The 13,128-nt window shown below is 53.4% G+C and carries 14 protein-coding genes; 9 read left to right on the top strand and 5 right to left on the bottom strand.

Translation table 11 applies throughout. The features are described 5' to 3' along the window. Nucleotides 1-21: 21 nt before the first annotated feature. The 3 genes from murJ to ACO0LK_RS10060 all read right to left on the bottom strand — a co-directional run bounded on the left by murJ (nucleotide 22) and on the right by ACO0LK_RS10060 (nucleotide 4,106). A complete protein-coding gene (murJ, locus tag ACO0LK_RS10070; protein ID WP_422974620.1) occupies nucleotides 22-1,575 on the bottom strand; it encodes a murein biosynthesis integral membrane protein MurJ in 1,554 nt (517 codons plus the stop codon). A gap of 92 nt (nucleotides 1,576-1,667) precedes the next feature. Next, the gene (locus ACO0LK_RS10065; RefSeq protein ID WP_422974618.1) at nucleotides 1,668-3,140 is read right to left on the bottom strand and encodes a tetratricopeptide repeat protein; all 1,473 of its coding nucleotides are present in this window, start codon (nucleotides 3,138-3,140) and stop codon (nucleotides 1,668-1,670) included. Nucleotides 3,141-3,221: 81 nt separating this feature from the next. Further along, a complete protein-coding gene (locus ACO0LK_RS10060; RefSeq protein WP_422974616.1) occupies nucleotides 3,222-4,106 on the bottom strand; it encodes a LysR family transcriptional regulator in 885 nt (294 codons plus the stop codon). A 140-nt stretch (nucleotides 4,107-4,246) separates the two neighbouring features. Here ACO0LK_RS10060 and ACO0LK_RS10055 point away from each other — a divergent pair, with 140 nt between their 5' ends. The 5 genes from ACO0LK_RS10055 to ACO0LK_RS10035 all read left to right on the top strand — a co-directional run bounded on the left by ACO0LK_RS10055 (nucleotide 4,247) and on the right by ACO0LK_RS10035 (nucleotide 8,573). Next, on the top strand, nucleotides 4,247-4,672 hold the full coding sequence (locus tag ACO0LK_RS10055; protein ID WP_422974614.1) for a VOC family protein: 426 nt from the start codon (nucleotides 4,247-4,249) through the stop codon (nucleotides 4,670-4,672). A gap of 85 nt (nucleotides 4,673-4,757) precedes the next feature. Then, nucleotides 4,758-6,020: a cation:dicarboxylate symporter family transporter gene (locus tag ACO0LK_RS10050; protein ID WP_422974612.1), complete on the top strand. Its 1,263-nt coding sequence runs from the start codon at nucleotides 4,758-4,760 to the stop codon at nucleotides 6,018-6,020. 54 nt (nucleotides 6,021-6,074) lie between these two features. Beyond that, the gene (locus tag ACO0LK_RS10045; RefSeq protein ID WP_422974610.1) at nucleotides 6,075-6,458 is read left to right on the top strand and encodes a nuclear transport factor 2 family protein; all 384 of its coding nucleotides are present in this window, start codon (nucleotides 6,075-6,077) and stop codon (nucleotides 6,456-6,458) included. A 221-nt stretch (nucleotides 6,459-6,679) separates the two neighbouring features. Next, nucleotides 6,680-7,270 carry a flavin reductase family protein gene (locus ACO0LK_RS10040; RefSeq protein WP_422974608.1) on the top strand — a complete coding sequence of 197 codons (591 nt, stop codon included), beginning with the start codon at nucleotides 6,680-6,682 and terminating at the stop codon, nucleotides 7,268-7,270. 226 nt (nucleotides 7,271-7,496) lie between these two features. Beyond that, complete coding sequence (locus ACO0LK_RS10035) at nucleotides 7,497-8,573, top strand: serine hydrolase domain-containing protein (RefSeq protein ID WP_422974606.1); 1,077 nt, start codon at nucleotides 7,497-7,499, stop codon at nucleotides 8,571-8,573. Nucleotides 8,574-9,214: 641 nt separating this feature from the next. Here ACO0LK_RS10035 and ACO0LK_RS10030 read toward each other — a convergent pair. Then, nucleotides 9,215-9,928 carry a hypothetical protein gene (locus tag ACO0LK_RS10030; protein WP_422974604.1) on the bottom strand — a complete coding sequence of 238 codons (714 nt, stop codon included), beginning with the start codon at nucleotides 9,926-9,928 and terminating at the stop codon, nucleotides 9,215-9,217. A 447-nt stretch (nucleotides 9,929-10,375) separates the two neighbouring features. Further along, nucleotides 10,376-11,299: a LysR family transcriptional regulator gene (locus tag ACO0LK_RS10025; protein WP_422974602.1), complete on the bottom strand. Its 924-nt coding sequence runs from the start codon at nucleotides 11,297-11,299 to the stop codon at nucleotides 10,376-10,378. A 105-nt stretch (nucleotides 11,300-11,404) separates the two neighbouring features. On the opposite strand from ACO0LK_RS10025, the gene ACO0LK_RS10020 reads away from it, so the two are divergent. The 4 genes from ACO0LK_RS10020 to ACO0LK_RS10005 form a co-directional block, all read left to right on the top strand. Continuing rightward, the gene (locus tag ACO0LK_RS10020) at nucleotides 11,405-12,082 is read left to right on the top strand and encodes a chromate transporter (RefSeq protein WP_422974600.1); all 678 of its coding nucleotides are present in this window, start codon (nucleotides 11,405-11,407) and stop codon (nucleotides 12,080-12,082) included. Further along, a complete protein-coding gene (locus tag ACO0LK_RS10015; protein ID WP_422974598.1) occupies nucleotides 12,075-12,608 on the top strand; it encodes a chromate transporter in 534 nt (177 codons plus the stop codon). Before ACO0LK_RS10020 ends, ACO0LK_RS10015 begins: the two co-directional genes overlap by 8 nt. Before the next feature lie 38 nt (nucleotides 12,609-12,646). Next, nucleotides 12,647-12,940: a hypothetical protein gene (locus tag ACO0LK_RS10010; protein ID WP_422974596.1), complete on the top strand. Its 294-nt coding sequence runs from the start codon at nucleotides 12,647-12,649 to the stop codon at nucleotides 12,938-12,940. 40 nt (nucleotides 12,941-12,980) lie between these two features. Then, nucleotides 12,981-13,128 (top strand): transposase (locus ACO0LK_RS10005; protein WP_422974593.1); only part of this gene is annotated, 148 nt, incomplete at its 3' end.

The raw sequence follows: 13,128 nt of genomic DNA, 5'->3' as shown, positions 1-13,128 counted from the left end.
ACAGCGCAAATCAAATCCACTTCACACCCTGGTCACCTTCTTGAAATCCCTGGGCCGGAAACCCATGGCTGCCAGTGCCGCAAAATACGTGGCGGCAGCCGCCACCAGCACCAGTGCCAGCGCCCCAGCGCGCAATATGGGCGTGCCACGCATGGCCAGCCAGTGGAATTGCTGCGACGTCCACAAGGCCACGCCCGCCATCAGGAACAGGGCGGCGCACAACTTGACGAGGAATATCAGCCAGCCTTTTTGGGGTTGATAAATGCCGCGCTTGCGCAAGCCTGTGTAGAGCAGGATGGCATTCACGCAGGCACCCAGGCCGACAGACAATGCCAGGCCAGCATGGGCAAAATAAGGCACGAACACCAGGTTCAGTAACTGCGTGACGATCATCACACCCACAGCGATTTTGACGGGAGTGCGGATATTTTGCTTGGCATAAAAGCCGGGCGCCAGAATCTTGACGACGATCAGGCCCAGCAAACCCAGGCCATAGGCAGTCAGGGCATGGGATGTCATCTGCACCGCATGGGCATTGTATTTGTCATGGTGGTACAGGGTAGCCGTCAATGCTTCGGGGATGGAAGCCAGGCCGACGGCGGCGGGCATGGCCAGCAGGAAGGTCAGGCGCAAGCCCCAGTCCAGCAGCGATGAATATTCTGCCGTATCACCATCGGTATTGGCTTTCGACAGGCCAGGCAGCAGGATGGTGCCCAGCGCCACACCCAGCAAGGCCGTGGGGAATTCCATCAACCTGTCTGCATTGGCCAGCCAGGTGACGCTGCCATCAGGCAGTGAAGATGCAATGCTGGTATTGATGGCGATGCTGATCTGGGTGGCGGATACCGCCAGGATGGCGGGCACCATATTGCGCACAATACGGCGCACGCCTTCATCCTGCCAGGCAGTGCCGACGCGCCAGCTGACGCTGGGCAACATGCCAACGCGTATCAGCGCGGGCACCTGGGCCACCAGTTGCAGCACACCGCCAACAAAGACGGCAATCGCCAGCGCATAAATCGGTTGATCCAGAAACGGTGCCAGGAACAGCGAACCGGCAATCGACGACAGATTATATAAAACCGGCGTAAAGGCAGGCACCTTGAATTCGCGCCAGGTATTCAATATGCCACCCGCCAGTGCCACCATGGACATGAAACCGATATACGGGAACATGATGCGTGTCATGACGATGGCAGCATTAAACACATCCGGCTGGCCTGCTTTGCCCCTGGCCATGAAGTACAGCAGTATGGGCGCACCGGCTATGCCCAGTATGCAGGTCAGCACCAGGGTCCAGGTCATGATGGTGGCGACATGGTCTACCAGGGTCTTGGTGGCGGCATCGCCCTGCTTGTCCTTGTATTCAGCCAGGATGGGCACAAAGGCTTGCGAAAACGCTCCTTCGGCAAACATGCGCCGCAACAGGTTGGGAATGCGAAAGGCGATGTTAAAGACATCCGTATAGGCATCGGCGCCAAAACGGGTGGTAATCAGCACGTCGCGCACCAGACCGGTGAGCCGTGACAGCATGGTCATGCCACTGATGGCGGCTAGGGTTCGTAATAAATTCATGGTGCGGCATTATACTTTGTCATGCTGGCAGGGATGAGAAATGACACCGGATAGTGCCCGTATCAGGACATTTTTAATGCAAAACAAACAATTTATGCCCTACCTGAGCCTGCTACCAGCACAGCAAGTTGCGCACAGACCTGCTGTATCACCCCGGCCCAGTCCCCTGCATTACTTTGCCTGAACAGGCGCATCACACCCGGATACCAGGGACTGTCCTCACGCTGCGTCAGCCAGCGCCAGTCTGGCTGATAAGCCGGCAACATGACCCAGCAAGGCTTACCCAATGCCCCTGCCAGGTGGGCGACGGCAGTGTCCACCGTCAACACCAGATCCAGTTGCATGATGATGGCCGCGGTATCCGCAAAATCATGGATGCGTGGTGCCAGGTCAGTTACAGTGAGAGGCATAGCGGCCCTGGCAGCGCTTGGGGCATCGCCCGCATGCAGCTCACCCGGCCCCTTTTGCAGACTAAAAAAGTGCACCCCGGGGATAGTGGCCAGCGGCTGCAAGACCTGCAAGTCATGGATGGAACGTTCAGCATCATTATAAAATTGTGCATTGCCCTGCCACACCAGCCCCACACGCACAGCGCCCCCGGCCATGTTGATGATGTCGGCATAGCCTTGCCGGGCTTGCGCGGGCGTGTACAGATACGGCAAATCGGCAGGTATGGTATCAACCCGCGTGCCAAACAGGCCCGGCAGACTGAGTGGTGCCACCCAATAATCAAAGTCATTGATGCGAATGTCTTCATCAAAGGCCCACGCACCACCAAGACCACCGAGACCATCGAGACCATCCAGACCATCCAGACCATCCAGCAGGCTGAATAAGCGTTTTAAAGCTGGATGGCACAGGCAGGCCACACGCGCAGCGCCACGCCGCTTTAACAGGCTGGCATAGCGGGCAAACTGTATCATGTCGCCATGGCCAGATTCAAACAGGATGAGGATGGATTTGCCAACCAGGTCCTGCCCCTGCCAGCGCTGCACAAATGGCGGGTCAGGCAAATGGTTGTGCAGCAGGTTTTGCAGCATTTGCAGACCGTCACGCGCCTCCAGCATGCGCCAGCCTTCTTCATAGCGGCCATGCAGCAGCAACAAATACGCCAGGTTGTATGCTGCCTTGCGATAATCAGGTGCCAGTGCCAGCGCCTGCCGGTAACAGGCTTCCGCCTCGTCGTCACGCCGCAGGCTAGCCAGCAACACACCAAAGTTGGACAAGGTGGGCACATTGTCAGCATCTTGCGCCAGTATCTGCCGATAGCATCGTTCGGCCTCGGCAAAACGCTTTTGCTCGGCCAGCATGACGGCAAAGTTCAAACCAATGTGAAAATTATCAGGCGCCAGTTGCAAGGCTTGCCGGTAAGCCACCTCTGCCTCTGCATAGCGCCCTTGCTGTGCCAGCAACCAGGCCAGATTCGCATGCACCTCTGCCAGATCAGGTTCCAGTTGCAGCGCTTGCCGGAAAGCGCCTTCCGCAGCATCCAGCCGGCCTTGCGCCATCAGATCATTGGCCTGGTAAAACAGGGCTTCGGCACGGGTGTCAGTATCTGAATTCATGCATTAGCTAGCAAGAAAATAAGTGGGCAAGTTTAAAACCTCCCTTGTCGCCGGACATTATAGCCTGCCGGTTTGTCATCGCTACGACCGCTGTTCAGGGGAATCGGGTGCCAGGTCGCTGATCAGTTGCACCAGCGTGCGGGCAGGTGCACTCAGGTTAGCCTGCGTTCTGTGTACCAGCCCAATATCGCGATGAAAGGTGTGTGCGCCAAGATCAATGGCCCGCACCGCCGCTGGCCAGCGCTTTTGCGCTGCCGTCTGTGGTAACAGGGCCACGCCAACGCGGTTGGCAACCAGTTTAACGATGGCATCCAGCTCATCCACCTCGCAGACCTCTTGCACCGGCAGATGCAGTTTTCGCAAGAAACGATCAACCTGCCGACCGCCGAATGAAACACGATCGTAACGAACGAAGGGTTGCTGCGACAGCAATTCCATCCAGTCATCCCCCGGTGTATCCCGCGGGACAATGAGCCGGAAAGGCTCGCGCGCCAGCGTGGTCCAGCGCAAATCGCTCTGCAACGCAAATGGCGGGCGGATGATGGCTGCCATGTCGATTTCACCCGCATCCACCATGTTGAGCAAGGCCATGGACAAGCCTGGCAGCACGCGGGTGCGGCAGCCCGGGCATTGGCGATGCAGCGCCGCCAGCGCATCTGGCAGCAAAGAACGCTGTACTGAAGCAATGGCACCTATATTCACCACCGTTGCCGGGCCACCTGCCGTGGTAGACCCCAGGTTGTCGTAAAGGCGTATCAATTCTTGCGCTTGCACCAGTATCTGGTGCCCCATCTTGTTGAGACGGGCCGAGCGCCCTGCACGGTCAAACAAAGGGAAGCCCAGTTCGTCCTGAAGGCGCTGCATCTGTGCGCTCACGGCTGCCTGTGTCAAGCCTATCTTGTCGCCCGCAGCAGCAAAAGTACCCTCTCGCGCAACGGCCACCAGGGTTTTCAGTTCACGCATCATTCATCAATCCTTTTTGTGCATTTCAAAAATATATATTGATATTATTTCTTAATCCGGACTTCTACAATAAGTAATCAGCGACATGCACATCTGTCCGTTGTCACTGCACAACCCAATAAACCACTACCCGGAGAACATCAATGAACCTGTCACCTTTCCATCTGGCCATTCCCGTCTACGATCTGCCGGCAGCACGCCGTTTTTATGGCGAAGTCTTCGGACTGGAGGAAGGCCGGTCCAGCACACAATGGGTGGATTTCAATTTTTTCGGCCATCAGTTGGTCATACATGAACACCCTAAAACGGCGTCGCAAGAGCAGGTACATTCCAACCCCGTTGACGGCCACGACGTGCCAGTTCCGCATTTCGGTGTCGTACTGGGCTGGCAACAATGGGAAGCCCTGGCCGAACGCCTGAAGTCATACGGCACCCAATTCGTGATCGAACCTTACATCCGCTTCCAGGGCCAGGTTGGCGAACAAGCCACCATGTTCCTGTTCGACCCTTGCGGAAACGCCCTTGAATTCAAGGCATTCCAGAACATTGACCAGCTTTTCGCGAAGTAAGCAAAGTGATCTGAGAAATTTGAATGGCACTGGTGGGCTACATCCACTCGTGCCGTTCTCACTATAAAAAAATACGGGGACAAGTATGAAACGGATTTCTTTGGTTGTTCAAATTCTCACGGGGCTGGTGCTGGGCATCCTGGTCGGATGGTATTTCAACACCCACCCGCTACATCAGGCATGGGTAACAGCAGAAGTATTGAAACCATTAGGCGACATCTTTATCAGGATGATGAAGATGATCGTTGTACCCATCGTCTTTTGCTGCATGGTGCTGGGCATTGCAGGTGGTGACAACAAATCATTCGGCCGCATGGGAGCGAAATCGCTGGGCTATTTTTTCGCGATTACCAGCCTGGCAATAGTGATCGGCTTGTTGCTGGCGAACCTGCTTCAGCCCGGCGTTGGGACCGACATTTCAGGTATGGTGCACGGCGGGCCTGCCGTGAAGATAGAACCAAGCAAGGGCGCGCTGGTTATTCTGCAAAACATCGTGCCAGAGAATATCTTTATGGCGCTGTCAGAAGGGAAATTGCTTTCCGTACTCTTTTTCGCCGTCCTGTTCGGCTTGTCCCTCAATTCCCTGCCCAAAGAAAAGAGTAGCCCGGTGGTGGCTGTGCTGCAAGGCGCGCTGGACGCGATGTTCAAGGTCGTGGGCATCGTCATGGCGTATGCACCAATCGGTGTCTTTGGCATGATAGGCGCCACTGTATGTACCTTCGGTTTTGCTTCGCTGCTGCCCCTGTTGAAGCTGATCGGCGTGGTCTACCTTGCACTGATCATTTTTGCGGTGCTTGTTCTGGGCGGCATATGTTATCTGATAGGTGAAAACCTGTTCAGACTGATCCGTTATTTCCGGCATGAACTACTGCTCGCGTTTTCAAGCGCCGCATCAGCCGCAGTCATGCCACAGTTGATGGGCAAGCTGGAAGCGTATGGCGTTCCACGTCGTATCGTCAGCTTTGTTGTCCCCGTCGGCTACGCGTTCAATCTGGATGGTGCATCGATCTTCCTGGGCGTGGCGACCATCTTCATCGCCCAGTTGTATGGCATAGACCTGAGCGTCTCGCAACAGGCACTGCTGGTGATCACCATGGTGTTGACATCCAAGGGAGCAGCAGGCGTCCCCGGTTTTGCCATCATCATACTTTCCGCCACGTTGGCTTCTGCGGGCCTGCCATTAGACGGTGTTGCACTGATTGCCGGCATATTCAGGATCATTGACAGTGGAACCACGACCCTCAATGTTCTGGGAAATGCCATTGCACCCCTGGTGATTGCCTGGTGGGAGAAGGAAGAGATAAGCCGGCCTGACCTGAGTCGCGTCGGCAGCGAAACAATGCAGTGATGGCTAGCCACCACGAAGAGAATTACTTTTTTTAATTTTATGGAGTTCACTCAAATGAGCAATACCACCTACGTGCAAGAATACAATGCCATCGTCGAAGTACTGAACAAATACAATGCAGGCGGGGCCAGAGCCGACAGCAACATCATGAAACCAGCTTTCAACGAACAGGCTACCATCTTCGGTGTTGATGCCGACAACAAGCTGACCGGTGGCCCCATTCAGGGTCTGTTCGACACGATAGATAGCGTGTTCCGTCCATCACCCGAATCCAGCGCGGCCATCGTTCGTATTGACATTGTGGGTACAGCCGCCAGCGCACGCATTGATACTGACAATATCTCCGGTTTCAATTTCACCGACTTTTTCAATTTGCTGAAGGTACAGGGCAAGTGGACGGTGGTCAGCAAGATCTATCATACCCACCCAAGTGCCTGAATCGCTGCTGCACAATGCTTCGATGCGATCCATATACCGTAATATCTGGACGGTAAAACAGGATGCCATTTGCACATGAGAAGAAATCGACCTGATGTTGTATCATCAGGTCGAAAACTGTGGCTCAAACCTTCCCCTGTACTGCAACACTGAACCGGCACCCGGCCACAGTCCAACATAAAACTGCACGTGGAAGCACCGGCATTTTTTAAGGAAACCTAGTGAACAGTCACATTGAACCCGTCGAACTGAAGAAAGCCTATCGATTGATTAACCACGGCCCAACCGTCCTGGTGTCGGCTCGTCATGGTGGCATAGATAACGTCATGGCCGCAGCCTGGTGCTGTGCACTAGACTTCGCGCCACCAAAGCTGACGGTAGTACTCGATAAAACGGCCAGGACGCGTGAGCTTGTCGAAAAAAGCGGCTCTTTCGTGATCCAGGTGCCAACAGTAGCGCAATTGCAGATAACCCATGAAGTCGGTACCCGTAGCCTGTTGACAGAGCCGGATAAATTGGCAAATGCAGGTGTGGAACTGTTCAATATCGAAGGCCATGACCTGCCTTTCGTCGCGGGCTGTTCTGCCTGGCTTGCCTGCCGCTTGATTGTAGAACCAGGCAATCAAGAAAAATATGACCTTTTTATTGGCGAAGTCGTGGGTGCATGGGCAGATACACGCGCTTTCAACAACGGGCATTGGAACTTCGAAGAAGCCGACCCGGCCTGGCGTAGCCTTCACTACATTGCAGGCGGACATTTTTATGCAATAGGGGATGCCTTGTCCGTCGATGAAGGCAGTAAATCGTCGTAAATCCCAGGTCAACCATAGTGGTAAATACGACAGCCCTATCAGGATATAACTGTTGCAAAAATCCCCCTGGTTTTGTCAAGCAATGACAAAACCATGATTTAACTTATATTTGTCAGACAGTGCATCCCCCCATATCCCACTGAACACATGCTTTTGTTACACTGTGCGAACAGGCATAAAAACCATAGCGGTCTTGCCAAATATTGTTTCTTGCACGGAGCATTTCATGTCAGCCATTCGTACCACACTTGTCACCATCGCCCTGCTCGCTGCGCAATTCACCACCGCCCACAGCATTGCCGCCCCCGCTGGTAACATCCCCAGCCTGGAAGTGGCAGTTAAAAACCTCAAGAACAGCGGCTTTCAGGGCATTGTATTTGCTGCACGCGGCGATAAAATTTTGCTGGAAAAAAGCCTGGGTGCCGTCAAGGACAGCAAGCAGACCTTCCGCTTTGCATCCATCACCAAGCAGATGACCGCCATACTCGTCATGCAGGAAGTCGAAGCCGGCAAGCTGCAGTTGGATCAGCCACTGGGTACTTACTGGCCCGACTACCCCAACCCGCAGGCACGTGCCGCCACCTTGCGGCAACTGCTGACCCATTATTCGGGCCTGTACAATGACATGACCAACCCGGCTTTCCACATGCTCAACGCCAACAGCGGCGACGACATCCAGAAATTTGCCACCGAACTTTGCGCCGCCCCCGGCAATGCCGCCCCCGGTACCAAGTTTGATTACAATAATTGCGACTACATCGTGTTGGGTGCACTGCTGGAAAAGATCAATCAGCAAAGCTTTATCAAGCTGCTGCAACAGCGCATCTTCACGCCCGCTGGCATGACTAGCGCCAGCTACTACACCGCCGCCCTGCCCGACGCCAAACAGCATATCCACGGCAACCTGGGTGGCAAACCGGAACCCGAAGTCAATTTCGCCAGCTACGGCCCGGCCGGTTCCAGCTTTGGCACACTGAAAGACCTGCACGCCTTTGACCTGGCTTTCATCAACAACAAACTGCTGTCACAAAATAGCCGTGATGTGATGGTGAAACCAAATGCCGTCGGCGGCGCCATCGGCGTCTGGTCCTACCCCTTCAAAGGCGCTGACGAACGCAACCCCACCATCATCGTCGAACGCCAGGGCTGGATAGCCGGCGTGCGCATCCTCAACCTGGTCGATCTGCAAACCCAAAACATCCTCATCCTGGTCAGCACCAACGGCGACCTCGACCTGAGCCAGACCTGGGCGAACCAGGGGCCTGCGGCGGAGGTGTTGAAGGCGTTGATTTTGACTAAGTAGGGGGAATTGCGAATCAGCACCACAGAGTGGGCGGTTCAGGTCTTTTCATTCATGCGTTTCCGGCCTTGCGGGCGCTTACGCGTTGCGTGCACCTTGCGCTATTGTCGAGATCGAAGCTTGCGAAAATGAACCGTTATGGCGTAGCTACCGCCAATCCACGTAAAGAGCCAAACGAAGCCAGGTGTCAGAGCAATAGTTAATTGACTTAAATCTTCAAACACGTGACTGTTCGATAGAAAATAGGCGGTCGGAATTGCCCAACCTATTGTCGCGCAACACGAAATTAGATACCAAAGATACTGACCCCATTGTCTCCGCATGAAAAGACCTATCGATGCGATAAAACCGACCAAGGCCGCAATAGACCATATCCAATTTGACGAAAACATCGTCCACCAACTGAGGCCTGCGGCTAGAGCTAATAGGTAAAGTGCAAGGATATTGACTATCATTTTTCGCAAGAAAATTAAGTAGTCTTGATTTTAGCTCAATTCTCTGTACGCTTAAGTCACGCCCGTCTTAAACAAAAGCCGGGGTCAAGTCTTAAAAAAAAAGCCGGGGTCAAGTCTTACATTACGACATTTCCACCTGGTCGCCGTGGCAGGAATATCGTTTTGAAGTTAAAAAAAATGGAAACTTAATTACTTCGAATCCAAAATTTCGATCTTAAATTTTTTTCCATTTGATACCACTGCCCATCCAGTTTTACTTGCATCTGAGATATCTCTAAGTGGTGTCCGATGCTGCTTAAAAATGGTCGCTTCAAATGTACCCGCTGGCAATGGTAGTTTAATGATCGGCATAAACTCAAGATAATCGCCTTGAATCCGACTAACAAGATCGAAAGCTCTCTGTGGCGTATGTATTATCATATCAAAAGTTGTTTTTCCAAGCGCTGGTGGAACGTATTTTACTGGCACTCTAATTGGCTCATGCGGTCTATAACTTGCTGGATATTCAAGAATACCCAGTTTTGGTAAATCGAAACTGTGCGCCATTGTTCGACTTGGATTACGAACTAGCTTGAACGTCAATTCACCTTCAGTTAAAGGAATATTTCCAACATAAGAAAACGTTCCCTTGGAATCTCCCTCACCTTTCAACTCAATGCCATTGACAGTGATTGAACCGGTCGATGATAATTTGACGGACTTCTTGGCCTCCCAAAACCAAAAAGCTGCGCGGACAAAGGTAAAATCCCGACCATCTGTGTGAGTCATCGTGTAGATAGGTGTAATCTCTGATTCCCCGTCATCCATCACCCATGCCTCAGCATTTGAATTTTTCATCACCCCCAAAGAGCCAGTCAACGCTGTTCCAATATAAAGACAAATATCTCGTCGTTTCATTTTCAATTTACTTCCTTGATGGGTTTGACTGTGTTGCCATAACGCTGGAGATCGAAATAAAGTTTAAATCCGCGTAGGTGCGAATAGCCATGCGTATTCGCACGCATGTTACAGGACAAGTTACGCGTTGCGAATCGCCCGACGAGCTGCATTCATACATTCCCAGTTTCGCGGGTAAACACATCTGACTGAAAAAAATGGTCCTCAGCATTCCAGCTATTTAAGTTTGGTAACGCTGTGAGAACAGCACATGCGTGCGAATACGCAGAGCTATTCGCACCTACGCTGGCTGCATCCGTGTGTTCGCATTGACTTTTAATATACCAAAGCATCTCAGAGGGGTTTTTCTGATGCCCTGAGTTTTCTTAGTTCGTCAATTACTTCTGACTTCAAAAAAATGGCCATCGGCATTCCAGTTATTCTTGCATAAGCCCTGTCAAGTTTACTCTTCCTCTATTTAACTACACGACTATTTTTAATCATGTCATACAAAAGCTGCGCCGCCGGTGACAGGCGGGCGGCTTTGCGGGCGACCAGGACCAGGGTTCTGGAAATGACCGGGTCTTGCAACTTGATCACGCGCAGGCGCGGATAAGTGCCTTTTTGCATGGCAAGATTGGGCACGATGGCGGCGGCGATGCCGGCTTCCACCAGACCCAGGGCGGTGGAGTTGCGCTGCACTTCGTAATGTATCTGCAGGCTCAGGCCAGCTTGCCCGCCCTGGCCACCATGCAGGCTTTCGCTACCCAGATAGCCATCAAGCAGTGCACGGTTACCGCTTGCCTGCCCGGCAAAGATCAGCGGGTGTGACTGCAACTGTGCCCAGGTGACGCTCTTGCGTCTGGCCAGCGCATGGTCGTCGCGGCAGACCAGCACAAACTGGTCTTGCAACAAAGGTGTGGCGGTCAGTTCAGGATGATTGGGGCCAGCCAGGTTGATGCCAAACTCGGCTTCACGCCGCAATACAGCTTCGGCAACACCGACCGATGCGTGATCTAGTATCTTGATACGGTTATCAGGGAATAACGCCGAGTAGTCGCGGATGACCTGCGGCAGGTAACGTACCCCCGCCGTCGGTATGCAGGCTATTGACACATCACCGCGCTGTGCTTTGCCGGTTTCGCGTATCTCGGTCAATGCTGCTGATAGTTCTTGCAGCAGGCGCCGGGCTTGCGGCAAAAAATCCTGCCCTGTCCTGGTCAGCGCGATGGAACGCGTGGTTCTTTCCAGCAGCGTCACCCCCAGAAAAATTTCCAGATTTCGCAGCCGCTGCGTCACCGCCGTTTGCGTGACATGCAGCACATCAGCCGCCTTGTTGAAACTGCCATGGTCTGCAATGGCAACAAAGGCTTGTACACCGAGGATATCGATTTTCATAAGAAAAATGAATCAATCGTCTAAATAAATTCATTGTACTTTTAATTGGCCGGGTACGAAGATAGGCATATAGAAAAAAAATTTCCCGGCTTTCAAGAGTGTCTTATGTTGAATCCCCCTTTGCCCGCAGTTGCCCTTAGCCACCCTGCCAGCTTGTCTTCGACGCGCCTGTTTATTGCCTTTTCAAAAATTGCCCTGACTGGTTTTGGCGGGGTCATGCCCTTTGCCTACCGCGCCCTGGTCGAGCAATACCGCTGGCTAAGCGCAGACGAATTCGCCCGCTATCTGGCCCTGAGCCAGGTCTTGCCCGGCCCGACGATCTGCAATATTGCATTGATGATAGGCAAGCGTTACGCTGGCATAGCAGGTGCCCTGGCCGCCATGGCTGGCCTGATCATTGCACCTTTTTTGCTGGTGATAGTGCTTGGCGTCGCCTATCAGCGTTTTGGCACGCTGGCCATAGTGCAGGATGCGCTGACTGGCATGACAGCGGTTGCAGCGGGGCTGGTACTGGCAACTGCCATCAAGATGGCGATGCTACTGTTTGGTAAAGCGGATAACACGGACAAGATGGCCAAGACAGATAAAACTGGCGATACGAGTGAAATTGGCAGTCCAGACAAAAGCAAATTGCCCAGTCGTCAGGCCACTTTGCAGGCGGTGTTGATGGCACTGGCTTTTGCGGGTCTGGCATTGCTCAAATGGCGCCTGATTGTCGTATTTGTCTTGCTGGCCCTGCCTGGCAGCATCGTCGCTTATTTTCTGAAAGATAAAAATGGATGATCAATCCCCCATGCTGGACCTGTGCCTGCATTTATCCCTGCTGTCGATGATGGCAGTCGGCGGTGGCCTGGTGATGATGGCGCCTGACATCAGCCATTTTGTCGTCACTGAAAAACACTGGGTGACGAGCGCGCAGTTCGCCTCTGCCTATGCCATCGCACAGGCGGCACCCGGCCCCAATTTATTGTTCATATCCCTGGTGGGCTGGCTGATTGCCGGCTGGACCGGTGCCATAGTGACGACCCTGGCAGTCATCATCCCGTCTACCCTGCTGACCTTGTCCGTCATCAGCCTGAAGACATCCAACCTCAACACCCGCCTGACAGGCGCGGTGCGCGATACCTTTGCGCCGATTTCCATCGGCTTCTTGCTGGCCACAGCCTGCCTGTTCACCCAACTCGACAATGCCAGTTGGCGCACTGATGTGATCACGCTGCTGGCCGCTGTCATTGTCTTGCGCAGCAAGCTCAACCCCGTCATCCTGATTGTCGCCGGCGCAGGCGCAGGGATGCTGCACATTCTATAAGCGCATCCAGGCTCAACTCAGTTCAGGGGGAATACATCATGCCCGACACCCACACCAGCCTGACCCTGCAAATGCTGGAATGGATACAGCAGCAAACGCGCAGCTATCCAGAAGTTTTAGATGCCTGGCACAGCACCTGCCCGCGCCTGTGCATCTGGGAAGATGCCTGTGCTGACGGCTTGATCAGTTGTGATGGTGGTAGAGATGGTCTGGTGACCGTGACGGAAAAAGGTAGGGATATGCTGGCACGCACAATAAAAGTACCGGCGTCTTTTCCGGGCTTGGCGCATAGGGGTGAAGGGGTAATCCTCCCAGAAATTAATCGCATTTAAAAGTAGAATTTTCTTAATAGAGATTTTGAGGAAGTTTTACATGAAGACATCGAGATTCAGCGATAGCCAGATTATCGCCATATTGAAACAGGCAGAAGCAGGCTCACCAGTGCCGGAACTATGCCGTGAACATGGTATCAGTGGAGCCACATTCTATAAGTGGAGGTCCAAATTTGGCGGTATGGATG

This window comes from Undibacterium sp. Ji49W (assembly GCF_049340205.1).
Lineage (GTDB): Bacteria > Pseudomonadota > Gammaproteobacteria > Burkholderiales > Burkholderiaceae_D > Undibacterium.
This window is presented reverse-complemented; position numbering and strand designations above follow the sequence as displayed.